General features: G+C 70.9%; 19 protein-coding genes. 13 read left to right on the top strand and 6 right to left on the bottom strand.

From position 1 onward, the window contains the following. Window positions 1-621: MFS transporter (locus tag KDH83_RS19275; RefSeq protein ID WP_212318839.1), on the top strand; the 621-nt coding region annotated here is incomplete at its 5' end. 7 nt (window positions 622-628) lie between these two features. Here KDH83_RS19275 and KDH83_RS19270 read toward each other — a convergent pair. The 3 genes from KDH83_RS19270 to KDH83_RS19260 are packed head-to-tail and all read right to left on the bottom strand — an operon-like array spanning window position 629 to window position 4,516. Then, window positions 629-2,140: an AMP-binding protein gene (locus KDH83_RS19270; RefSeq protein ID WP_212318837.1), complete on the bottom strand. Its 1,512-nt coding sequence runs from the start codon at window positions 2,138-2,140 to the stop codon at window positions 629-631. After that, window positions 2,137-3,351, bottom strand: a complete 1,215-nt coding sequence (locus tag KDH83_RS19265) for a thiolase family protein (protein ID WP_212318834.1) — start codon at window positions 3,349-3,351, stop codon at window positions 2,137-2,139. The genes KDH83_RS19270 and KDH83_RS19265 overlap by 4 nt, the downstream gene beginning before the upstream one ends. A gap of 31 nt (window positions 3,352-3,382) precedes the next feature. Then, the gene (locus KDH83_RS19260; protein WP_212318832.1) at window positions 3,383-4,516 is read right to left on the bottom strand and encodes an ABC transporter substrate-binding protein; all 1,134 of its coding nucleotides are present in this window, start codon (window positions 4,514-4,516) and stop codon (window positions 3,383-3,385) included. Window positions 4,517-4,661: 145 nt separating this feature from the next. On the opposite strand from KDH83_RS19260, the gene KDH83_RS19255 reads away from it, so the two are divergent. Then, window positions 4,662-5,621, top strand: a complete 960-nt coding sequence (locus KDH83_RS19255) for a LysR substrate-binding domain-containing protein (RefSeq protein ID WP_212318830.1) — start codon at window positions 4,662-4,664, stop codon at window positions 5,619-5,621. A 5-nt stretch (window positions 5,622-5,626) separates the two neighbouring features. Here the strand turns inward: KDH83_RS19255 and KDH83_RS19250 are convergent, their stop codons facing one another. Next, the gene (locus tag KDH83_RS19250) at window positions 5,627-6,544 is read right to left on the bottom strand and encodes a LysR substrate-binding domain-containing protein (RefSeq protein ID WP_212318828.1); all 918 of its coding nucleotides are present in this window, start codon (window positions 6,542-6,544) and stop codon (window positions 5,627-5,629) included. Window positions 6,545-6,692: 148 nt separating this feature from the next. Between KDH83_RS19250 and KDH83_RS19245 the strand changes: the two genes are divergently transcribed. From KDH83_RS19245 to KDH83_RS19225, 5 genes are all read left to right on the top strand, one after another. Then, window positions 6,693-7,070, top strand: a complete 378-nt coding sequence (locus tag KDH83_RS19245; RefSeq protein WP_212318826.1) for a VOC family protein — start codon at window positions 6,693-6,695, stop codon at window positions 7,068-7,070. A gap of 189 nt (window positions 7,071-7,259) precedes the next feature. Then, window positions 7,260-7,772, top strand: a complete 513-nt coding sequence (locus KDH83_RS19240) for an ATP-binding protein (RefSeq protein ID WP_212318824.1) — start codon at window positions 7,260-7,262, stop codon at window positions 7,770-7,772. Between the two features lie 282 nt (window positions 7,773-8,054). Further along, window positions 8,055-8,429: a cytochrome c gene (locus KDH83_RS19235; RefSeq protein ID WP_212318822.1), complete on the top strand. Its 375-nt coding sequence runs from the start codon at window positions 8,055-8,057 to the stop codon at window positions 8,427-8,429. A 155-nt stretch (window positions 8,430-8,584) separates the two neighbouring features. After that, window positions 8,585-10,267, top strand: coding sequence for a VRR-NUC domain-containing protein (locus tag KDH83_RS19230; RefSeq protein ID WP_212318820.1), 1,683 nt, complete (start codon window positions 8,585-8,587; stop codon window positions 10,265-10,267). Beyond that, window positions 10,264-12,531: an ATP-dependent DNA helicase gene (locus KDH83_RS19225; protein ID WP_212318818.1), complete on the top strand. Its 2,268-nt coding sequence runs from the start codon at window positions 10,264-10,266 to the stop codon at window positions 12,529-12,531. Before KDH83_RS19230 ends, KDH83_RS19225 begins: the two co-directional genes overlap by 4 nt. 43 nt (window positions 12,532-12,574) lie before the next feature. Here the strand turns inward: KDH83_RS19225 and KDH83_RS19220 are convergent, their stop codons facing one another. Continuing rightward, the gene (locus tag KDH83_RS19220) at window positions 12,575-12,991 is read right to left on the bottom strand and encodes a group III truncated hemoglobin (protein ID WP_212318816.1); all 417 of its coding nucleotides are present in this window, start codon (window positions 12,989-12,991) and stop codon (window positions 12,575-12,577) included. A 160-nt stretch (window positions 12,992-13,151) separates the two neighbouring features. Next, complete coding sequence (locus tag KDH83_RS19215; RefSeq protein ID WP_212318814.1) at window positions 13,152-14,672, bottom strand: MFS transporter; 1,521 nt, start codon at window positions 14,670-14,672, stop codon at window positions 13,152-13,154. Between the two features lie 165 nt (window positions 14,673-14,837). Here KDH83_RS19215 and KDH83_RS19210 point away from each other — a divergent pair, with 165 nt between their 5' ends. From KDH83_RS19210 to KDH83_RS19185, 6 genes are all read left to right on the top strand, one after another. Next, window positions 14,838-15,722 (top strand): LysR family transcriptional regulator, encoded by an 885-nt coding sequence (locus KDH83_RS19210; RefSeq protein ID WP_212318812.1) that lies wholly within the window; start codon window positions 14,838-14,840, stop codon window positions 15,720-15,722. Between the two features lie 97 nt (window positions 15,723-15,819). Further along, entirely contained in the window at window positions 15,820-17,394 is a 1,575-nt protein-coding gene (gene fes, locus KDH83_RS19205) for an enterochelin esterase (protein WP_249205208.1), read from the top strand. 124 nt (window positions 17,395-17,518) lie between these two features. Continuing rightward, window positions 17,519-18,985 (top strand): amidase, encoded by a 1,467-nt coding sequence (locus KDH83_RS19200; RefSeq protein WP_212318810.1) that lies wholly within the window; start codon window positions 17,519-17,521, stop codon window positions 18,983-18,985. Window positions 18,986-19,268: 283 nt separating this feature from the next. Next, complete coding sequence (locus KDH83_RS19195) at window positions 19,269-20,888, top strand: methyl-accepting chemotaxis protein (protein WP_212318808.1); 1,620 nt, start codon at window positions 19,269-19,271, stop codon at window positions 20,886-20,888. A gap of 8 nt (window positions 20,889-20,896) precedes the next feature. Beyond that, entirely contained in the window at window positions 20,897-21,427 is a 531-nt protein-coding gene (locus KDH83_RS19190; protein ID WP_212318806.1) for a chemotaxis protein CheW, read from the top strand. Next, window positions 21,424-22,179 (top strand): protein-glutamate O-methyltransferase CheR (locus tag KDH83_RS19185; RefSeq protein ID WP_212318804.1); only part of this gene is annotated, 756 nt, incomplete at its 3' end. The genes KDH83_RS19190 and KDH83_RS19185, both read left to right, overlap by 4 nt.

Below are 22,179 nucleotides of genomic sequence, written 5' to 3'. Positions count from 1 at the left end.
CCCAGCCGCAACGCGGATTCGCGCAGCAACGCTGGCTGGATCAGCGGCGCGGCCAATGCGCTGGTGTCCACGGTGATGATGGCGACGCTGGTGGTCGGCCCGTTCTATCTGGCTGGCGCGCTGGGCCTGGATGCCGGCGGCACCGGCCTGGCGATGTCGGCCGGGCCGGTGGCGGCGGCCCTGGCCGGCATGCCCGCCGGCCGCCTGGCGGATCGCCACGGCGCCGGCCGCATGGCCTTGCTGGGACTGGCCGCGATGGCGGCGGGCTGCGCCCTGCTGGCGCTGGCGCCGGCGGCGCTGGGCGTGGCCGGCTATATCGCGCCGCTGCTGGTGCTGACGGCGGGCTACGCGCTGTTCCAGGCGGCCAATGGCGCGGCGGTGATGGCGGCCGCACCGGCCGGGCATCGCGGCGTGGTGTCCGGGCTGCTGACCCTGTCGCGCAACCTGGGCTTGGTCACCGGCGCGTCGGCGATGGGTGCGGTGTTCGCCTGGGGCGCGGGCGCACAGGATTTGCTGGCGGCGCCGCCGCAGGCGCTGGCCGCCGGCATGCGCGCGACCTTCCTGGCGGGCGCGGGCCTGTCCGTGGCGGCCCTGCTGGCCGTGGCCTGGCGCCGCGCCTGAGGCGGAGTCAGGCGCGGGCGCGCAGCGCCTTCTTGTCGACCTTGTTGGCGCTGGTGCAGGGCAGCGCGTCCAGGATCTCGATCACCGCCGGCACCTTGTAGCGCGCCAGGTTGGCCTGGCAATGCGCCAGCAGCGCCGCCTCGTCCGCGCTGGCGCCGGGCCGCAGCACCACGAAGGCGCGGATGACCTCGCCCCGGTAGCTGTCCGGCCAGCCCACGGCGGCGGCCTGCGCCACGTCCGCGTGCAGGTACAGGACTTCATCGACCTCGCGCGGATAGACGTTGTAGCCGCCGACGATCACCAGGTCCTTCTTGCGGTCGCGGATGTACAGGAAGCCGTCCTCGGCGAATTCGCCGATGTCGCCGGTGTAGAGCCAGCCGTCGCGCAGCGATTCGGCGGTGGCCTCGGGGCGCGCCAGATAGCCTTGCATGATCTGCGGGCCGCGCGCGCGGATCTCGCCGCGCTGGCCGGGGAGCAGGGGTTTCGCGCCGGTCTCCAGGTCCACGACTTCGACCTCGGTGCCGGGCACGGGCCGGCCCACCGAGCCGGCGCGGCTGCCTTGCGGGCCGTTGTAGGTCAGGATGGGGCCGGCCTCGGTCTGGCCGTAGCCTTCATAGATCGGCGCGCCCACCGCCGCCTCCCAGCGCCGCAGCGTTTCCTCGGCCAGCGGGGCGGAGCCCGAATAGCAGACGCGCACGCTGGACCAGTCGGTCTGCGTGAATCGCGCATGCGCCATCAGGCCGGCATAGATCGTCGGGCTGCCGGGGAACAGCGTGACGCGTTCGCGCGCCACGGCATCGAACACATCGTCGGGCCGGTAGCGCGGCAGCACCACCAGCGTGGCGGCGGCGCTGGCGGCCAGGAACAGCCCCATCGCCATGCCGTAGGAATGGAACAGCGGCATGGCGCAGAGCACGGTCTCGGCGCCGTGGCGCGTGGGCAGCACGGCTTCGCGCTGGAACACATTGGTGGCGATGGCGGTCCGGCTCAGGATGACGCCCTTGGGCTGGCCGGTGGTGCCGCCGGTGTATTGCAGCAGCGCCGGCGCGTCCGCGTCGCCGGGCGGCGCGGCCGCTGGCGTCTCGTCGGACGGAACGGTCCAGGCACGCGCCGTCGCGCCATCGAGCAGGCGGATGCCCTGGTCGGCGGCCAGCGGCGCGGCCAGGGCGGACGAGGCCTCGTCGGCGATCAGCAGTGCCGCCTCGGCGTCGCGCAGGATGAAATCCAGTTCGCGCGCCGTATAGAGCGGATTGAGCGGCACGTGCTGGCAGCCGGCCATCTGCAAAGCCAGCGTCAGCACGCAGGCCAGGTCGGAGTTGCCGAGCAGGGTGGCCACGCGCGCGCCCGGCGGCAGCGCCTGCCGCAGGCGTCGCGCCGCCGCGCGCACCTCGGCCGCGTAGCGGCGGTAGTCGACGCGGCGCTCGCCGCAGACCAGGGCCGTGCGGTCGGGCCAGTCGGCGGCGGCGCGCTCCAGCAGTTCCGGGATCAGCGCGATGCGCGCGGGAAGGGCGCCGTTCATGGCCGGGCTCCGGCCGCGTCCACGCGCAGCGCCACCGCCATCGCGCTGTCGCCGGCGGCGCAGCCGGTGAACAGGCCCAGCCCGCCGCCGCGCTGCGCCAGTTCCTCGATCAGCTCGATGACCGAGCGCAGGCCGGTCGGCGCCTGCGGATGGCCCCAGACCAGCGAACAGCCGTAGTTGTTCATCTCCATGACGTCCAGGCCGGTGGCGCGGGCCAGCGCGATGTCGGACACCACGAAGGGGTTGTGCGTCTTGACCGCGTGCAGGTCGGCGGGCTTGAGTCCGGCCCGGTCCAGCGCGCGCCGGGCGGCCTCGATGGGGGCCTGCGGCATGTAGCCGGTTTCCGTGCGCGACTGGCCGAAGGCCAGCACCTCGACGCCGATCTCGGGCCGGCGCGACAGGGCGCGCGCCCGCGCCGCCGTGGTCATCAGCATGCCGGCGTTGCCGTCCGCCGGATGGGTCTGGCCGCCATAGGTGATGCTGCCGTCCGGCAGCACCGGCGCCAGCCGCGCCAGGCCCTCGGCGGTGGTGGTGTGGATGCCCTCGTCGCCCTGCAGCGCGCCCACGGTCTTGGCGAAGGCGGCATCGGGCAGCTCGAACGGCAGGGTCATGTAGCGCCGCTGGAACGCGCGCTCGTCGGCGCAGGCCTGCGCGTATTGCTCGTAGCGGCGCAGCGTGACGGCGTTCTGTTCCGCCGTGGAGATGCCGTGGCGCTGCGCCACGCGCTCGCCGGTCTGCAACATTGCCAGCCCGCTCCAGGGATCCTTGGAGAAGTTGTCCAGCACCCAGTTCTCATGCGCGCCCGAGCCGCCCGGCCCGGCGGGGTCGGGATGGTAGAGCTGCGGCCCGTTGGAGACCCGGTCGGCCATCAGCACCAGCGCGGTCGAGGCCTGGCCCAGCATGATGTCGGCGGCCGCCGTGGCCATGCCGCGCACGGACGTGGCGCAGGCCTGAGCGACCACCGGGCCGGCCAGATGGGGCGCGCCCATCATGCCGGCCACCCAGGGCAGGCCGTAGAAGGCGCCTTGTTGGGGCACCGAATAGCCGAGCACGGCGGCGTCCAGCCCGGCGGGATCGATGCCGCGCCGCGCCAGTTCACGGGCCGCGGTCCAGGCGGCCAGGCGCAGGCTGTGCAGCCGCGACAGGCTGCCCTGCCAGCGGGCGAAAGGGGTGCTCCAGTACACGCCATAGGGAATATGGACGCCAGTCATGCGGACTCCTGCGTTGCGAGGGTGGGGCGGGTCAGGGCAGGAAATGCCAAGCGCCGGAACGGGCCTGCATCAGCACGACGCCGCGCTCGTCCAGGCCGTTGTGGTTGGCGGGCGACATGCTGTAGATGCCCTGCGTGCCAACGACGCCGCTCAGGCCTTCCAGCGCGTCGCGCAGCGCCTGCCGGAAGGCCGGGGTGCCGGGCTGCACGTCGGCGGGCACCTTGGACACGGCGGCGTCCAGCAGCAGGTACGCGTCGTAGGTATAGGGCGCGAAGGCATTGCGCGAATCGGCGCCGTTGGCCGCTTCGTACTGCTGCGCGTAGCGCATGGCCACCGGCTTGATGGGGCTGTCGGCGGGCAGCTGTTCCACCACCTGCACCGGGCCGCTGGGCACGATCACGCCGTCCACGCCCTTGCCGCCGAGCTTGAGGAAGTCGCGGTTGATCACGCCGTGGGTGTTGTACTGCACGCCGCCGTAGCCGCGCTCGCGCAACGACAGGTGCGGCAGCGCGCCGGGCGTGCCCGAGCCGCCGACCAGCACCGCGTCGGGATTCATCGAGGTGATCTTGAGTATCTGGGCGGTGACGGAATTGTCGGTGCGCGCATAGCGTTCATTGCTCAGCACCTTGATGCCGCGCTTGGCGGCGGCGTCTTGCAAGGCGCGGTAGACGGCGTCGCCCCAGGCGTCCGAGAAGCCGATGTAGGCCACCGTCTTGACGTTGCGCCGCGCCATGTCGGCGGTCAGCGACTCGACCATGAGGTCGATGCCGTGGGCGATCACGAAGATCCAGGCGGCGCGGTCGGGGTTGACCGTGATGGGCGCCAGCGACAGCTGCGGCGTCTGCGCCTCGCGCGCCACTTCCGTCACGGCCAGCGAGGTCGGCACGTTGCTGGGCCCGATGATGGCGTCGACCTTGTTCTCGGTCACCAGTTTGCGCGCCGTGCGCACGGCGGCCGACGGGTCGGTCGCGTCGTCCAGCGCGATGTATTCCACGGCGCGGCCGCCCAGCGTCTTGGGCAGCAAGGGCACGGTGCTGCGGTACAGCGAGCCCATCGAGGCGCCCGGCCCGGTGCTGCTGGCGATGACGCCGATGCGGATGTCGGCCAGGGCGGCGCCCGGCGCGAGCGCGCAGGCCAGCGCCAGCGCGGCGATACGACGATACATGGCAATTCCCCTTGTTGATGCGTTCATTGTTGGTGGCCGCGGACGCGGCAAGGCGCCCCGCACAAGCCCTAGTATGGCCATGCGCCCGATAACTGGATAATTGCATTTCATGATCAATCGATAACCGGATGGCGCAGGACCGACCATGTCGCAGATTCCCACTTTGCAGCAGCTGCGCTCGCGTCTGCGCATCCGCCATCTGGTGTTGCTGGACGAGCTGGGCCGCAGCCTGAACATGCACCGCGCGGCCGAGGCCATGCACCTGAGCCAGCCGGCGCTGAGCAAGCTGCTGGCCGAGGCCGAGGAACTGGCCGGGCAGACGCTGTTCGAGCGCTCGCACCACGGCGTGACGCCGACGCCGCTGGGCCTGATGATGATCGGCCGCGCGCGGTTGCTGCTCAACGAGCTGGACGCGACCCACGCCGAGCTGACGGCGGCGGCCAGCGGTGCGTCGGGCAAGGTGCGCGTGGGCGTGTTCCCGGTGGTGGCCCATCTGCTGGCGCCCCTGACCGTGGAGCGCCTGCAGGCCTCGCATCCGGACCTGCGGATCGAACTGCGTGAAGGGCTGGAGCAGCAGCTGCTGCCCGCCCTGCGCGCGGGCGAGCTGGATTGCATCGTCGGACGGCTGGTGGTGGAGGGGGCCGACGCCGACCTGCAGTGCGAGATCCTGTACGAAGAGGCGACCGCCGCGGTCTGCGGTCCCTCGCATCCGCTGGCGGCCCGCAGCCGGCTGGGCGGCGCCGAGCTGGACCGCTACCGCTGGGTGCTGCCGTCGCGCAACGCCGCGCTCTACAGCCTGGTGGCCAGCGCGGTCGCGGCGCGCGGCGCGGGCTTCCCGCAGGTCGCGGTGGAATCGGGCGCCATCCTCACTATCGTGTCGCTATTGCAGCGCACGCCGCTGCTGTCGGCCATGCCGCTGCGGGTGGCGCGCTCGCTGGCGGCGCGCGGCCAGCTGGCGATCCTGCCGCTGGCCTTGCAGGCCAAGCTGCATCCGGTGGGCATCATGACGCGGCGCCAGGCGCGCGCGGCGGCCGCGGCCGAGCTGTTCCTGCAGACGCTGCGCGCGGCGGCGCAAGTGGTGCGCGATGAGGCGCCGCTCGGCTAGCAGCCTCAGGCGTCGGCGCCGTCGCGCAGATGCCGCAGCAGCAGCGCGGCCGAGGCCGACAGGGGCCGTTCGGCGCTGGCGGCGATCAGCAGCTGGCGCTCGGCCCAGCTTTCCTCCAGCCGCAAGGCCGTCAAGCCCCACGGTCCCAGCCGCCGCTCGCAGGCGCCCAGCGGCAATACGCCGATGCCCAGGCCGGCGGCGATCATCTCGCACATGGCGTCGAAGCTGCGCACCTGGATGCGCAGGCGCAAGGGCAGGCCGGCGTCCTGCGCCGCGCGCGCGAGGGTGTCCAGCAGCGAGCTGCCGCGATTCAGGCCGACGAAGTCATAGGCCAGACAGCGCCTGAAATCGGTGGCGTCGCGCGCGGCCAGCGCATGGTCCGCCGGCGCCACCACCACCAGCCGGTCGCGGCGGAAAGGCATCAGGTCCAGGCCGCGCGCGGGCACGCCGGCGGCGCAGATGCCCAGGTCGGCCAGGCCGTCCTGCACCGCCCGCGCGATGTCGCCGCTCAGTTGTTCCTCGACTTCGACGCGCGTGCCAGGGCTGCGCGCCATGAAGTCGGCCAGCGTCGCCGGCAGGAACTGCACCAGCGCGGACATATTGGCCCACAGCCGCACATGGCCGCGCGCGCCGCTGGCGTGTTCGCTGAGTTCGTTGCTGAAGAATTCAAAGCCCTGGAACAGGCGCGCCGCGTGTTGCAACGCCAGGCGGCCGGCGGGGGTGAGGGCCACGCCCCGCGCGCTGCGTTCGAGCAGCTGCGCGCCGGCGGCGGCTTCGAAATCCGACAGGCGCCGGCTGGCCGCCGACAGGGCCAGGTGGCAGTGGCGCGCGCCCTTGGTGATGCTGCCGCTCTGCGCCACGGCGCAGAACAGGCGCAGGGTCACGAAGTCCACGCGGGCGGGGTTGATCAGGTCCTGGGCCATGCGGCAGTGTAGCAGCGGGCGGGGTAACAGCGTTCGCGTTATGCGAAGGCTGCATGCCGGGCCGGCAATTCCCATGGGTGAAAATGCGGTATAGAGTCCCGAGTATTCGCAAAACAGGGATGCCCGGACCACCCGGGCGGAGCGCGCCATGATCGACCACCTGGACCATCTGGTCCTGACCACCACCGATGAACAAGCCTGCGTGGACTTCTATGTGGGCCTGCTGGGCATGAAGCTGGAGACCTTCGGCCAGGGCCGCAAGGCCTTCGTGTTCGGCCAGCAGAAGATCAACCTGCATGTGAAGGGCAGCGAGTTCGAGCCCAAGGCGCACCTGCCGGTGCCGGGCGCGCTGGACCTGTGCTTCATCTGCGCCGTGCCGCTGGACGAGGTGATCGCGCGGGTGCGGGCGAGCGGGGCGCGGATCGTGGAAGGGCCGGTGCTGCGCACCGGCGCCCGCTATCCGATCCGTTCCATCTATCTGAGGGATCCGGACCTGAACCTGATCGAATTGTCGGAGCGCGTTTGACAAGGGGGCGGCGCAGCGGGCAAGCTTACCCCTATGATGCCGCGCCGATTCGTTCCTGTTTCTATTATTCCCGCCATTACGATCCTGGCGGGTTAGCGCGCATCCATCCCTCGTGCAAGCAACCCGCCGCAAGGCGGGTTTCGCGTTTCATGGGCCCGTCTTCCGGTTTATTCCATTCCAGGAGTTTCCATGACAGACCCGCAATCGCAACCGTCCGCGCCCATGCTGCATTTCCTGTGCGGCAAGATCGGCGCCGGCAAATCCACGCTGGCCGCCGCGCTCGCCAGCCAACCCGGCGCGCTGTTGATCAGCGAGGACGCCTGGCTGGCGGCGCTGTATCCCGGCGAGATCCAGGGCCTGGACGACTATGTGCGTTGCACCGGCCGGCTGCGCGCGGTGGTCGCGCCGCACGTGCGCGCGCTGCTGGACTTGGGCCTGACCGTGGTGCTGGACTTTCCGGCCAACACGCGCCGCAGCCGTCTGTGGCTGCGCGAACTGGCGGCGGCGTCGGGGCGCGCGCACCGGCTGCATTTCCTGGACGTGCCGGACGAGGTCTGCAAGGCGCGCCTGCGCGCGCGCAACGAATCCGGCCTGCATCCGTTCACGACCAGCGAGGCGCAGTACGACGCGATCACGGCATACTTCGTGGCGCCAGAGGACGATGAAGGCTTCGTGGTGCAACGGCACGGCTGGACGGCGTAGCGCGCGGCGCGGTCCGTGGCGAGCGGGCGTCGGACGACATTGTCCTGCTCCTATTCGCGTGGGACGGCCGAGTTGTCGCGTGTGCGGGCCTGCTATCATTGCCGCCCGAATTCAAAGGGGTAACCAGCAGCGCCGGGGCACGCAGGCATGCCGCGCCGGCCTGTCATGGGAGAAAGGTCCAGTCGATCCGAGGATTGATCTGGACTTTTTTTGTGTTTCAAGCGCCGCCGGGGTTGGATGGCCCCGGGTCGGATCGGGTCCACACCACTAAGCAGCAAAACAATGAAAGCACTCTTCATCGCCGCACTCGGAGTTTCGGCATTGATCCAGGCATCGCCGTCCGTCGCGGAGGTCAGTAATGGGAAGAAGCTCTTCCTGGCGCGATGCGCGATGTGCCATGGCGCGGATGCCAAGGCAACCGGGCCGCTGGCCAACAAGAGCAATCCGCCGACGCCCGACCTGACGACCGCCGCCTTCCGGAAGCGCCTGGTCGACTATCCGGGCGTCATCGTCTCCTCGGTCATCCTGCGCCCCAACGGCGACCTGATACCCAGGACGCTGCGGGAGAATGGCGTGAAGCTGGCGCCGCACGCCTGGTCGGTCCAGGACTTCCGGGATCTGAACCAGTACATGAGCGGCCTGATCACCCGTAAATAGCGATCTTCGGGCGATTTCCGCGCCCGCGAGACGATCGCGGCCCGGCCGGCAATCAAGGTAATATGTGGATATCCATCCAGTACTTTGCCGGGGCCTGGAACTGACAGGGCCGCGCTCGCGGCCAGCCCGTCACTCCCAGCCCGCCGGCCCGGCCGATGTTTCCTCCCCACCGTTATTACTACCTGCACAACTTCCAGCGCGCGCTGGCCTGGGTGGCCGAGCGCTATGACGATGTGCTGGACGAGACGCAGCGCCGCTTCGTCGCCGACTACGCGGCGCTGCCGCAGCCGTCGCAGGCGCTGCTGGCGCGGCTGCTGCTGCGGCGCGGGCCGTGGTTCCGCGCCAGCGGCCTGAACTACGAGGAAATCGGCCCGGCCGAGGCGGCCGCCGCGCCGCTGGAAGCGCTGGGCTGGCTGGACCGGGACGCGGCCATGACGCCGGACGAGCTGTTCGGCCTGCATACCAAGCCCGAATTGCTGCGGCTGTTTCCCCATCTTCCGGCATCGGCGCGCAAAGCCGGGTTGCTGGACGCGCTGCGCGCGCGGCAGCCCGACGCGCAACCCTATCGGGACTGGCATCCGGACGCCGGCGAGGCCGTCTGGCGCCTGATGGCGGGCGAGGTCTGCGAGCGCTTCCGGCTGATGTTCTTCGGCAACCTGCATCAGGACTGGTCGGAGTTCGTGCTGGCCGACCTGGGCGTGTTCCAGTACGAGAGCGTGCCTTTCGACGCGGCCTCGCGCGCGTTCCAGTCGCGCGCCGACGTGGACCTCTATCTGGCTTTGCACGCCTGCCGCGCGGCGCTGGACGAGACGCCGCAGGCAGCGACGGGAGCGGGGCTGGACGCCTTGCTGGCCCAGGTCCAGGCCAGCGCCAGCGCCAATCCCTGGCTGGAGCAGCGCCGCGCCAAGGTGCTGCTGCGCATCGGCCAGGCTTGCGAACGGGCGGGCGACTGGCCGGCGGCGGAACGGGTGTATGCGCAATGCGCCTATCCGGGCGCGCGCCACCGCCGCATCCGCGTGCACGAACGCATGGCATTGCTGCCTGAGGCGCTGGCGCTGGCGGACCAGGCGTTGGCCGCGCCCGAAAGCGAAGAGGAAGCGCAGCGGGTGGCGCGTATGCTGCCACGCCTGCGGCGGGCGCTGGGCCAGCCCCGGCCGCCGGCCGCCGGGCTGCGAGCGGCGCCGCGCCACGACCTGGTGCTGCCCCGGCCGGCGGATGGCCTGCCGGTGGAGCTAGCCGTGCGCGACCACTGGCACCGCGACCAGACGCCGGCGCACTATGTCGAGAACACGCTGTTCAATGCGCTGTTCGGCCTGCTGTGCTGGCCGGCGGTGTTCGCGCCGGTGCCGGGCGCATTCTTCCATCCGTTCCAGCGCGGCCCCGCCGACCTGGGCGCGCCCGATTTTCCGGCGCGCCGCGCCGCGCAGTTCCAGGCCTGCCTCGCGCTGCTGGACACGCCGGAATATCGCGACGAGATATGGCGCCGCTACCGCGACAAGCAGGGCCTGCAGTCTCCCTTCGTATCCTGGGACGCGCTGTCCGAACCGCTGCTGGCGCTGGCGCTGGATTGCGTGCCGGCGGCTCACCTGAAGCGCGTGTTCGAACGCCTGCTGTCGGACGTCAAGACCAACCGTTCCGGCCTGCCTGACCTGATCCGCTTCTGGCCGGCGGAAAGGCGCTACGAGCTGGTCGAGGTGAAGGGCCCCGGCGACAAGCTGCAGGACAACCAGATCCGCTGGCTGGACTATTGCCTGTCTCACGGCATGCCCGTCAGCGTCTGCCATGTGCGCTGGCAGGACATGGACGCCGCGCCTGCCACGCAGGGAGACGGCCGATGAGCTGCGTGGCCGCCGTGCGCACCCTGTGCGAGTTCACCGCGCGCGCCGGCGACCTGGACCTGCGCTTCACGCCCGCGCCGACCGGCCAGGAAGGCGTGGCCGGGCACGGCGTGGTGACGGGCCGGCGCGGCCCCGGCTATGAAACCGAGGTCGCCCTGTCCGGCGAATACGGCGAACTGCTGGTGCGCGGCCGCGCCGACGGCTACGACCCGGTCGCCAAGCGCCTGGAAGAGATCAAGACCTATCGCGGGCGCCTGGACAGCGTGCGCGAGAACCACCGCGCCGCGCACTGGGCGCAGGCCAAGGTCTACGGCCATCTGCTGTGCCAGGCGCGCGGGCTGGCCAGCCTGACGGTGGCGCTGGTGTATTTCAACGTCGCCACCGAAGAGGAAACGGTGCTGGCCGAGACGCATCCGGCCGCCGAGCTGGAAGCGTTCTTCAACGCGCATTGCGAGCGCTACCTGGCCTGGGCGCGGCAGGAACAGGCGCATCGCCGCGCGCGCGACGAGGCGCTGGCGGCGCTGCGCTTTCCGCACGCGTTCCGCAGCGGCCAGCGCGAGCTGGCGGTGGCTGCCTACCGCAAGGCGCGCGACGGCGGCTGCCTGCTGGCGCAGGCGCCGACCGGCATCGGCAAGACGCTGGGCACGCTGTTCCCGCTGCTCAAGGCCGCGCCCGAGGCCGGCCTGGACAAGCTGTTCTTCCTGGCCGCCAAGGGGCCGGGCCGCGCGCTGGCGCTGCAGGCGCTGGACACGCTGAACGCGCAGCCGGCCGCGCCCGGCCTGCGGGTGCTGGAACTGCAGGCGCGCGACAAGCTCTGCGAGCATCCGGACAAGGCCTGCCACGGCGAGTCCTGCCCGCTGGCGAGAGGCTTCTACGACCGCCTGCCGCCGGCCCGCGCCGGCGCGCTGGCGCACGGCCGCATGGACGCCGCCGCGCTGCGCCAGGTAGCGGCGGCCCACGGCGTCTGCCCTTACTACCTGGCGCAAGAGCTGACGCGCTGGAGCGACGTGGTGGTGGGCGACTACAACTATTACTACGACGCCACGGCCATGCTGCACGCGCTGACGCAGGCCGGCCAGTGGAAGGTCGCGGTGCTGGCGGACGAGGCGCACAACCTGGTCGACCGCGCGCGCCGCATGTACACCGCCGAACTGTCGCAGGCCACGCTGGCCGGCGCGCGCCAGGCCGCGCCCAAGCCGCTGAAGAAGGCGCTGGACGGGTTGCACCGCTCCTGGCAGGCCTTCAACCGCAAGCAGGCCGAGCCGTACCAGGCCTATGACGCGCCGCCGGCGGGCGTGCTGGCGGCGTTGCAGAAGGCCACGGCTGCGATCACCGAGGCGCTGGCCGAGATGCCGCTGGGGCAGGACGATCCGGTGCTGGCCTTCCATTTCGAGGCGCTGCACTTCCAGCGCCTGGCCGAGCTGTACGGCCCGCACGCGCTGTTCGACGCCACGCTGGCGCAGCCGGGCGCGGCCGGGGCCAAGACGCCGCTGTCCACGCTGTGCGTGCGCAACGTGATTCCGGCGCCGCACCTGGCCGGACGCTTCGCGACGGCGCATGCCACGGTGCTGTTCTCGGGCACGCTCAGTCCGCCGCGCTTCTTCCAGGACACGCTGGGCCTGCCCGCCGCCACCGACTGGATCGACGTGGCCGCGCCGTTCCGGGCCGAGCAGCTGGACGTGCGAGTGGCCGGCCATGTGTCCACGCGCTACCGCGACCGCGAGCGTTCGCTCGAGCCCATCGCGGACCTGATCGCCAGCCAGTACGCCAGCCGGCCGGGCAACTACCTGGGTTTCCTGAGCAGCTTCGACTATCTGGCGCGGGTGGCCGAGCTGATGCGCGCGCGCCATCCGCAGGTGCCGGTCTGGCAGCAGACGCCGGGCATGGACGAGGCGAGCCGCGCGGCCTTCCTGGCGCGCTTCACGGAAGAAGGGCGCGGCGTGGGCTTCGCGGTGCTGGGCGGCGCCTTCGCCGAGGGCGTGGACCTGCCCGGCAAGCGGCTGATCGGCGCCTTCATCGCCACGCTGGGGCTGCCGCAGGTCAACCCGGTGAACGAGAACATGCGGCGCCTGCTGGACGCGCGCTATGGCCAGGAACACGGCTACGACTACGCCTATCTGTACCCGGGCATGCAGAAGGTGGTGCAGGCGGCCGGCCGCGTGATCCGCACGGAGCACGACAGCGGCACCGTGCACCTGATCGACGACCGCTATCGCCGCGCCAAGGTGCGCGCGCTGCTGCCGGCCTGGTGGACGCTGCGCTGAGCGCGGTTGGCCGGGAACGATGCCGGGTGTCGCTCGGTCGTCTTCAGTGGGGCAGGGGGGGCGGCCGCAGCTCGGCCAGCGGCAGGCTGGGATCGCGGCTCAGCTGGTAGCCGTACCAGAGGCTGCGCGCCATGCGCTGCGCCATCTGCATCGCGGCGTCGGCCATCGGGCGGTTGGGCAGCGCGGCGGTGGTCTGGCCGAACAGGGCCAGCCAGCGTTCGAACAGGGCGGCGCTGAGATTGGGCATGGCCACGTGCGTGGGCATGGGCATGCCGGCAAAGCGCCGCGTGCCCAGCAGCACGGCCGACCAGAAGTCCGACAGCCGCGTCAGGTGCTCGTCCCAGTCATGGATCATGCCGTTGAACACCGGTCCCAGGAGCGCGTCGGACCGGACCTTGCCATAGAAGGTCTCGACCAGGTCCCGGATATCGTCTTCAGTGCAGAGGGGCGGCGTGTCCAAGATCGTCTCCGGGCGGAAGTGAAGGCAGGCGATCTTAGAGCGCGCCACAGCGGGCCGGCTTGATCTGGCGCAAGCGTGGCGGCGGGCAAGTCGACGCCTCGCGGCGAGCGAGGCGGGCCGGTCCCGGCGGCACGAATGCTTCCGGGGGCAGGGCGGACGCTCAGGCCGTGGCGCGGCCGCCGGCGCGCGCGCCTTCGCGCCTGCCGAGCAGCGCGTAGATCAGCACGGCGGTCAGCACCGCGATGGCCGCCAGCACCCGCAGCACGACGCCGAAGGCCTGGCCGTAGCTCTGGCGCAGCAGGTCGGCCGCGCCCGGCAGCAGGGCGGACGCCTCGGCCAGCTGGCCTAGCGCCGCGCGGTTCGCGGCCAGGGCTAGCGCGGGGTCGGCGGGCAGCGCCGCGCCCAGCCGCGCCTGGATCAGGAAGGCCAGCAGCGCGCTCAGCACGGCGATGGCCACGCCGTCGGCGGATACGCGCACCGTGTTGAAGATGCCGGTGGCCATGCCGACCTTGTCCTTGTCGACCACGCTGACCGCCAGCGCGTCCATCAGGCCCCAGGGCAGGCCGATGCCGGCGCCGATCAGGCCCATGGGCAGGAGCAGGCCGCCGCCTTGCGCCAGGGCGTCTTCCAGCAGGAGCAGGCCGCAAGCCGCGACCAGCAGGCCCACCGCGGACAGCAGGCCGTGGCTGAACCAGCGCGTCAGCAGCGCGGCCAGGAAGGGCACGACCAGCAGCGGCGCGGCCAGGCCGATCATGAGCTGGCCGGCCGCCAGCGCGCCGTAGCCATCCATGCCGATGAAGCGGCCCGGCAGCATGGCGATCAGCGCGATGAAAAGAAAGGCGGGAGAGGCGGCCAGCGCCTGCACGCCGACGAAGCGGGCGTTGCGGAACAGGCCCAGCTCCAGCAGCGGGCTGGCGATGCGGCGCTCAATGCGCACGAACACCACGGCCAGCAGGGCCGAGGCCAGCAGCGCGGCCAGCACGCCGGGGCTGTTCCAGCCGGTTTCGGGCGCCAGCAGCATGCCGCAGGTGAACAGGCCCAGCGCGCCGGTGAAGCAGAGCGCGCCGCGCCAGTCGAGCCGGCCGCGCATGCCGGCCGGCGCCGCGCGCACGCTGGCCGCGACCATGGCCGCGCCCAGCAGGCCGACCAGGCCGGTGGCCAGGAACACCCATTGCCATCCCGCCGCCTCGACCAGCCAGCCGGAGGCCAGCGGACCGAAGGACAGGCCGATGCCGAAGGTGGTGCCCAGCAGGCTGAAGGCGCGGGCGCGCGCCGCGCCGTGGAACAGCGGCGCCAGCGAGGACATGGCGGCGGCGAAGGCGGCCGCGCCGCCCGTGCCCTGGACCAGCCGCAGCACGTCCATCCAGAAGACCGACGGCGCCAGCGGCAGCAGGAAGGTGGCGGCGCAGAACAGCGCCAGGCCCAGCAGCCAGACGCGGCGCGGGCCGATCAGGTCGACCAGGCTGCCGGCCACCATGATCACGCTGCCATAGGCCAGGATGTAGCCGTTGAGCACCCAGTTCAACTCGACGGGCGTGCCGCCCAGGGCCTGGCTGATGGACGGCAGCACCACGGCAGGGCCGGTGAAGCAGAGCGGGATGAGCAGGGCGGTCAGGCAGGCGGAAATCAGCTGCAGCCAGCGCCGGGAAGTCGTGGAAACGGAGTTCGGGTCAGTCGTCATGTTGCGGGAAGCCAAGAGGAGAGGCGCGCCTGGCGCCACGGTCCCGGCAAGAATAGGGGGCTGGCCGTTAAAGAAAAACAGGCTAGTATTCCGAATATTCAGGACATTGAAGTCCGTAATGCAGAAGTCCGCGGCGCTGTCGCGGCAAGCCAGGGAGCGGTAGCGATGGACAGCCTGAGCGGCATCAGCGTGTTCGTGCTGGTGGCGGAAACGCGCAGTTTTTCCGAGGCGGGACGCGTGCTGGGGGTGTCGCCGTCGGCGGTGGGCAAGAGCGTGGCGCGCATGGAGGAACGGCTGAAGGTGCGGCTGTTCCACCGCAGCACGCGGCATATCGCCCTGACGCCGGAGGGCGAGAAGTTCCTGGAGCGCTGCCGCCGCATCCTGTGCGAGGTCGAGGCGGCCGAGCTGGAGCTGTCCGAGGCGTCCGACGCGCCGCGCGGCAAGCTGCGGGTGAGCCTGCCGCGTTACAGCGGCCTGTTCGAGCCGGCCATCGCCGAGTTCATGCAGCGCTATCCCGACGTATCGCTGGACCTGGATTTCACCGATCGCATGGTCGACGTGATCGGCGACGGCTACGACGCCGTGGTGCGCACGGGCGAGATGGACGATTCCGGGCTCAAGCGCCGACGTCTGGGCGGGTTCCGCCGCATCCTGGTCGCGTCGCCCGAATACCTGCGCCAGCACGGCGAGCCGCGCAAGGCCGCCGACCTGCAGCGCCATGCCTGCCTGCATTATCGCTTTCCCAGCACCGGCCGGCTCGAACGCTGGCCGCTGAAGACGGCGGCCGAGGCGCAGGCGCCCGAACTGCCGCTGACACTCGTCTGCAACAGCGTGGAGATGCGCATCCACCTGGCGCTGAACGCGCAGGGCATCGTCTGCCTGCCGGACTTCACCGTGCGCCGGGAGCTGGCCGAGGGCAGCCTGCGCATCGTCATGGAAGAGCGCACGCGGGGCAACGGCACGCTGTGGGCGCTGTGGCCGGCGAGCCGGCATGTTTCCCCCAAGCTGCGGGTCTTCATCGACCATCTGGCGCAGCGCCTGTTTCCCTGAAGGGCGGGGCGTCGGCGTAAGCTGGCCCCGTTTTTCTGTGATAATGAAATAGATTCCTATTTGCATATCACTTGCGGGCAGACCCGCGGGAGCATCCATGAAGCACAAGATGGCGCAACGCCATGCCTGGCGCGCCGCCGGGCTGATCCTGGCCTGGGCGGGCGCGGTGTCGGCGCAGCAGGCGCAGGGCGTGGTCACGCCGCGCGCGCCGGTCGATACCCGGCTCGACCTGGAGCGGGGCGATTACCTGAGCGGCGCCTGGGCCGCAGCCAGCGGGGTCACGCTGGACCTGCTGGACGCCGACGGCCGGCACCTGCGGCGCTTGAGCGACGCCGAAAAGCCCGCCGGGGCGCTGATGCTGGTGGCGCCGGCGACCGGCCGCTACACGCTGCGGGCGCAGGGTGACGGCGCCTACCAGTTCAAGGTGACCGAGCGGCTGCCGCTGTCGGCGCAGAAGGCGCCCGAGCCAAGAATGGACAGCCCGCGCATCGCCGCGCTGGCGCGCACGCTTGCGCAGGGCGGCGACACCGCCGCCTTCTGGCGCGAGGTGGCGCAGCAGGGCGCGCCGCTGGTCGAGCCGCTGGACGACAAGCGCGACCTCGTCACCTTCCTGTGGCGCGGCGCCGAGCGCAATGTGCGGCTGTTCGGCAGCCCGTCCTCGGACCACGCGCAACTTGAACGCCTGGGCCAGTCCGACGTCTGGTACCGCAGTTTCGCGCTGCCGCGCACGGCGCGCCTGTCGTACCGGCTGGCGCCGGACGTGCCCGAGCTGCCGGCCTCGGACGGCCAGCGCCGCCGCGCCATCCTGGCCACCGCGCAGGCCGATCCGCTCAATGCCAAGGCCTATCCGGCGCGCGGCATCGATCCCTTCCAGTATTCCTCGGCGCTGGAACTGGCCGATGCGCCGCCGCAGCCCTGGATCGCGCCGCGCGCCGGCGTCACGCCGGGCACGGTAGAGGCCCTGGAACTCAAGAGCGCCATCCTGGGCAATACCCGCGAGATCCATCTGTACCGGCCGGCGGGCTGGCAGCCCGCCGGCGCCGACAATCACGTGCTGGTGCTGTTCGATGCCGGTCCGTATCTGAGCCGGGTGCCCACGCCCGTGATCCTGGACAACATGATCGCGGCGGGCGCGATACCGCCCACCGCCGCGATCCTGATCTCCAATCCCACCGCCGATTCGCGTTCGACCGAGCTGCCGCCCAATCCCGATTTCGCCGAATTCCTGGCGCGCGAACTGATGCCCTGGGCGCGCGGGCAGGGCCTGTACGCGCCGGCCGCGCGCACGGTGATCGGCGGTTCGAGCTACGGCGGGCTGGCCTCGTCGTATGCGGCGCTGCGCCATCCGGAGGTGTTCGGCAATGTGCTGAGCCAGTCCGGATCCTATTGGTGGGCGCCGCCGGGCGAGGAAGACCAGTGGCTCACACGTCAGTTCGCCGCCATCCGCACGCTGCCGGTGCGTTTCTACATGGTGGCCGGACGCTTCGAGATGGGGCGCGGCAGCCAGCCCGGCATCGTCGAGACCAACCGCCACCTGCGCGACGTGCTGCGCGCCAAGGGCTACCGCGTCACGCACCAGGAAGTGGAGGGCGGCCATGACTACCTGAGCTGGCGCGGCACGCTGTCCGATGGCCTCGTCGACCTGATCGGCAAGGGCCGCAAGCCGGATTGAGCGCGGTCTTGCGCCGCGCGCGACGGGGCGGCGTAGTATATGCGCGGGGACCGCGGCCACGATGCCGCGGGCCGACAAAACGACAGCGCGCCGCCGCAGGCCGTGGCGCCACAAGGAGACCCGCATGCACGCAGCCCCACAGCCCGCCCTGGACGACATCGTCGCCATGCCGGCGCATGCCTTGTCGGATGCCATACGCCAGCGTCATGTGTCGTGCCGCGAAGTCATGGTTGCCTATCTGGCGCATATCGACCGGGTCAATCCGGCGGTCAACGCCATCGTGGCGCGGCGCGACAGCGACGAGCTGCTGCGCGAGGCCGATGACCGCGACGCCGAGCTGGCGGCCGGTCAGTGGCGGGGCTGGCTGCACGGCATGCCGCAGGCGCCCAAGGACCTGACGGCGGTGCGCGGCATGGTGACGTCGATGGGCTCGCTGGTGTTCAAGGACCAGGTGACGGCGCACGATTCCATCATCGCCGGGCGCATGCGCGCGGCGGGCGCGGTCTTCATCGGACGCAGCAACGTGCCCGAGTTCGGCCTGGGCTCGCATACCTACAACCAGGTCTACGGCACCACCCGCAATCCCTATGACCTGGCGCGCAGCGCCGGCGGCAGCAGCGGCGGGGCGGCCGCGGCATTGGCGGCGCGCATGCTGCCGGTGGCCGACGGCAGCGACTTCGGCGGCTCGCTGCGCAATCCGGCGGGCTTCTGCAATGTCTACGGTTTCCGGCCCTCGGCCGGCCGCGTGCCCTACGGTCCGGCGCCGGAGGTGTTCCTCAAGCAGCTGGCCTACGAAGGACCGATGGGCCGCAGCCCGCGCGACGTGGCGTTGATGCTGTCGGTGCTGGCCGGCCATGACCGCCGCGTGCCCTTGTCGCTGACCGGCGATCCGGCGCAGTTCGCGCAGCCGCTGGACGCCGACCTGCGCGGCAAGCGCATCGGCTGGCTGGGCGACTGGGGCGGCCACCTGCCGATGGAGCCTGGCGTGCTGGCGCTGTGCGAGGCGGCGTTGGAGGATCTGCGGGCGGTGGGCTGCGAGGTCGACGCCCATCGCGTGCCGTTCGACGGCGAACGCCTGTGGCGCATCTGGCTGGCGCACCGCCACCTGATGGTCGGCGGCCAGTTCCAGGCGCTGCTGCAGGATCCGGCCAAGCGCGCGTTGGTCAAGCCGGCCCTGGTCTGGGAAGTGGAGGGCCTGTCGGGCATGACCGCGCAGCAGGTCTACCAGGCGTCCACCGAGCGCAGCGCCTGGTATCAGACGGTATTGGCCATGTTCGACGAGTTCGACTACCTGGCGGTGCCCACGGCCCAGGTCTTTCCCTTCGACGCCGAGCTGGACTGGCCCAAGCGGATCGCGGACCGCGACATGGACACCTATCACCGCTGGATGGAGGTGGTGACGCCCTGGACGCTATCCGGCTGCCCGGTGATCAGCGTGCCGGCCGGCTTTGGCCAGGCCGGCCTGCCGGCGGGGCTGCAACTGATCGGGCCGCCCCAGGGCGACCTGGACGTGCTGCGGCTGGCCCATGCCTACGGACAGGCGCGGGACTGGGTGTCGGCCCGCCCGCCGGCGGCGCTCTGGGCCGGTTGAACGGCGCGAGAACCGGGGCCGGACCGCCGGCTTCGGTACGGTTTGGCAGGAAAAAAGACAAGCCCGTTGTAACCGGGCTTTGCTTTTTTCCGACGGGGAAGCGCTTTATTGGGGGTTGCCCCCCTATTTTCATGGCTTGCCGGCGATGGCTTTGCAATAATTGCTGGAAATTTGAACACCTCCGTAATGGACGGGGTTCCCGCGCCGCCGCAAGCTGCGCGGGAACATCCCTCGGCGCGACCCGCATGACGGACCGCGCCGTTTTCGCACAAGGTCTCTCGGCATGAAGAATCTGACTCTGCGCCAACGCATCCTCGCCAGCTTCCTGGTCATCCTGGCCATCATGACGCTGATGGTGGTGGTCGACTACCGTCGGCTGCTGCATATCGAGTCGGAGGCCATGACCATCAGGGACGATGCGGTGCCTGGCCTGTACTACAGCACCGAGATCCGCTCGGCCTGGTTCGGCGGCTTCGTGGCGGTGCAGGACGCCTTCCACGCCGACACCGACCAGGAGCGCCGCGCGCTGCTCGATTCGCTGCCCAAGAACGATCAGGCGCTGGATGCCAACGTCGAGCAGTACCGCCGCACCATGTCGCGCGCGGACGATATCAAGATGTTCGACGGCTTCGAAAAGGCGTTGCAGGAATACAAGCGCATCCGCGGCGACATCCTGGGCGCGTCCGCCCAGGTCGACCTGGCGCGCACCGAGGCCCGGATCAAGACCGAGCTGCGGCCCGCTTTCTATTCCGGGCGCGAACTGATCGCCCAGATCGTGGCGGCCAACAAGGCACAGGCCGACCTGTCCAGCACCAGCATCGGCAAGGCCGTGGATACCGCCGAGTACGGCATGCTGATCTCGCTGGCCATGGCCATCGTCGCGGCCATCATCTGTGGCTACCTGCTGCTGCGCGCCATCGTCGATCCCATGCGCGATATCGTTCGCACCCTGGAATTGACCGGCAGCGGCGACCTCAGCCGCCGCCTGCGCCTGGCGCGCAAGGACGAATTCAACGCCATCGAAACCGGCTTCAACGGCATGGTGGACGAGCTGACCGGCCTGGTCGGCAAGACGCAGCGCTCGGCCGTGCAGGTCGCCACCTCGGTCACCGAGATCGCCGCCACATCCAAGCAGCAGCAGGCCACCGCGTCCGAAGTGGCGGCCACCACCACCGAGATCGGCGCCACCTCGCGCGAAATCTCCGCCACCTCGCGCGAGCTGGTGCGCACCATGACCGAGGTGTCGGGCGCGGCCGAGCAGACCGCCTCGCTGGCCGGCAGCGGCCAGGTCGGCCTGGCGCGCATGGAAGACACCATGCGCAACGTGGTGGACGCGGCCGGCTCGGTCAATGCCAAGCTGGCCATCCTGAACGAGAAGGCCGGCAACATCACCCAGGTCGTGACCACGATCACCAAGGTGGCCGACCAGACCAACCTGCTGTCCCTGAACGCCGCCATCGAGGCGGAAAAGGCCGGTGAATACGGTCGCGGCTTCGTGGTCGTGGCCACCGAGATCCGCCGCCTGGCCGACCAGACCGCCGTCGCCACCTACGACATCGAGCAGATGGTGCGCGAGATCCAGTCCTCGGTCTCGGCCGGCGTGATGGGCATGGACAAGTTCTCCGAGGAAGTGCGGCGCGGCATGGCCGACATGCAGCAGGTCGGCGACCAGCTGTCGCAGATCATCCAGCAGGTGCAGACGCTGGCGCCGCGCGTGCAGATGGTCAACGAGGGCATGCAGGCCCAGGCCACCGGCGCCGAGCAGATCAACCAGGCCCTGCAGCAGCTCAGCGACGCGGCGCAGCAGACCGTGGAATCGCTGCGCCAGTCCAGCCTGGCCATCGAGGAGCTGACGCTGGTGGCCAACGACCTGCGCAGCGGCGTGTCCCGCTTCAAGGTGTGACCGCCGTCATGACCGAATCCCTGTCCGCGCCGCCAGCCGCCGCTTCCACGGGGCGGCGGCTTTACCTGCTGTTCCGCATCGGCCGGGACCGCTACGCGCTGGACGCCGCCGACATCATCGAGGTGCTGGGCTGGCGTCCGCTCAAGCGCGTGCCGGGCACGCCGGCCTGGGTGGCGGGCCTGTTGTCCAGGCACGGCGAGGGCGTGCCGGTCATCGACATGAGCGCGCTGGCCGGCTGCGGCCAGGCCGCCACCGTCACCAGCACGCGGCTGGCGCTGCTGCGCTATCGCGCGCCGGCCCTGGGCGGCGAGCGGGTGCTGGGACTGATCCTGGAGCAGGCGACCGAGACCGTGCACTTCGACCCGGCCGCCTTCCGGCCGCTGGCGCTGGACAACCGGCAGGCGCGCTACCTGGGGCCGGTGCTGTCCGACGCCATGGGCATGGTGCAGGCCGTGACCGTCGATGACCTGCTGCCGCCCGAGGCGCGGGCGCTGCTGTATCCCGCGCCCGACGATGCGCGGCCGGGAGCCGCGCCATGATGCTGGTCGACGAGTTCAGCGGCCTGCTCAAGCGCAAGATGGGGCTGGATAGCCGCTCGATCGGCGCGGCCGCGGTCGAGCGCGCCGTGCGCCACCGCATGGGCGCGACCGGCGTGGACGATGAGCGCGACTACCTGATGCGGGTGCAGGCCTCGCCCGCCGAGATGCAGCTGCTGATCGAATCGGTGGTCGTGCCCGAAACCTGGTTCTTCCGCTATCCGGAGTCGCAGCAGGCGATGGCGCAGCTGGCCTGCGAGCGGCTGTTCGGCGCCGGCGCGGCCGACGAGCGCGTGCTGCGCGTGCTGAGCCTGCCCTGTTCGAGCGGCGAGGAGCCGTATTCCATCGCCATGGCCCTGTTGGACGCCGGCGTGCCCGCCTCGCGCTTCCTGATCGATGCGCTGGACATCAGCGAGCGCGTGGTCGAGTTCGCGCGCCGGGGCCTGTACGGGCGCAATTCCTTCCGTGGCGATGCGCTGGACTACCGCGATCGCCATTTCATCGAGACCGGCGACGGCCACCAGCTGTCGCAGCAGGTGATGGAGCGGGTGCGCTTCCAGTCGGGCAACCTGTTCGATGCCGGGCTGCTGGCGCACGCGCCGGCCTACGACTTCGTGTTCTGCCGCAACCTGCTGATCTACTTCGACCAGGCCACCCAGGAGCGCGCCGTGCAGGTGCTCAGGCGCCACACGCGCGACGATGGCGTGCTGTTCGTGGGTCCGGCGGAAACCAGCCTGCTCACGGCGCGCCGGCTG

The organism is Achromobacter sp. Marseille-Q0513 (genome assembly GCF_018195695.1).
In the GTDB taxonomy this organism is placed as follows: Bacteria; Pseudomonadota; Gammaproteobacteria; order Burkholderiales; family Burkholderiaceae_B; genus Achromobacter.
Note: the sequence above shows the minus strand (reverse complement) of the source record. Positions and strands in the feature narration are given on the sequence as shown.

What these genes read in the sequence shown, in the direction of transcription:
- KDH83_RS19200 (WP_212318810.1), top strand. Translation starts at nt 17,519, where the DNA reads ATGCACGCAGCCCCACAGCCCGCCCTGGACGACATCGTCGCCATGCCG.
- fes (WP_249205208.1), top strand. Translation starts at nt 15,820, where the DNA reads ATGAAGCACAAGATGGCGCAACGCCATGCCTGGCGCGCCGCCGGGCTG.
- KDH83_RS19260 (WP_212318832.1), bottom strand. Translation starts at nt 4,516, where the DNA reads ATGTATCGTCGTATCGCCGCGCTGGCGCTGGCCTGCGCGCTCGCGCCG.
- KDH83_RS19255 (WP_212318830.1), top strand. Translation starts at nt 4,662, where the DNA reads ATGTCGCAGATTCCCACTTTGCAGCAGCTGCGCTCGCGTCTGCGCATC.
- KDH83_RS19210 (WP_212318812.1), top strand. Translation starts at nt 14,838, where the DNA reads ATGGACAGCCTGAGCGGCATCAGCGTGTTCGTGCTGGTGGCGGAAACG.
- KDH83_RS19230 (WP_212318820.1), top strand. Translation starts at nt 8,585, where the DNA reads ATGTTTCCTCCCCACCGTTATTACTACCTGCACAACTTCCAGCGCGCG.
- KDH83_RS19240 (WP_212318824.1), top strand. Translation starts at nt 7,260, where the DNA reads ATGACAGACCCGCAATCGCAACCGTCCGCGCCCATGCTGCATTTCCTG.
- KDH83_RS19215 (WP_212318814.1), bottom strand. Translation starts at nt 14,672, where the DNA reads ATGACGACTGACCCGAACTCCGTTTCCACGACTTCCCGGCGCTGGCTG.
- KDH83_RS19245 (WP_212318826.1), top strand. Translation starts at nt 6,693, where the DNA reads ATGATCGACCACCTGGACCATCTGGTCCTGACCACCACCGATGAACAA.
- KDH83_RS19250 (WP_212318828.1), bottom strand. Translation starts at nt 6,544, where the DNA reads ATGGCCCAGGACCTGATCAACCCCGCCCGCGTGGACTTCGTGACCCTG.
- KDH83_RS19195 (WP_212318808.1), top strand. Translation starts at nt 19,269, where the DNA reads ATGAAGAATCTGACTCTGCGCCAACGCATCCTCGCCAGCTTCCTGGTC.
- KDH83_RS19225 (WP_212318818.1), top strand. Translation starts at nt 10,264, where the DNA reads ATGAGCTGCGTGGCCGCCGTGCGCACCCTGTGCGAGTTCACCGCGCGC.
- KDH83_RS19235 (WP_212318822.1), top strand. Translation starts at nt 8,055, where the DNA reads ATGAAAGCACTCTTCATCGCCGCACTCGGAGTTTCGGCATTGATCCAG.
- KDH83_RS19270 (WP_212318837.1), bottom strand. Translation starts at nt 2,140, where the DNA reads ATGAACGGCGCCCTTCCCGCGCGCATCGCGCTGATCCCGGAACTGCTG.
- KDH83_RS19265 (WP_212318834.1), bottom strand. Translation starts at nt 3,351, where the DNA reads ATGACTGGCGTCCATATTCCCTATGGCGTGTACTGGAGCACCCCTTTC.
- KDH83_RS19190 (WP_212318806.1), top strand. Translation starts at nt 20,897, where the DNA reads ATGACCGAATCCCTGTCCGCGCCGCCAGCCGCCGCTTCCACGGGGCGG.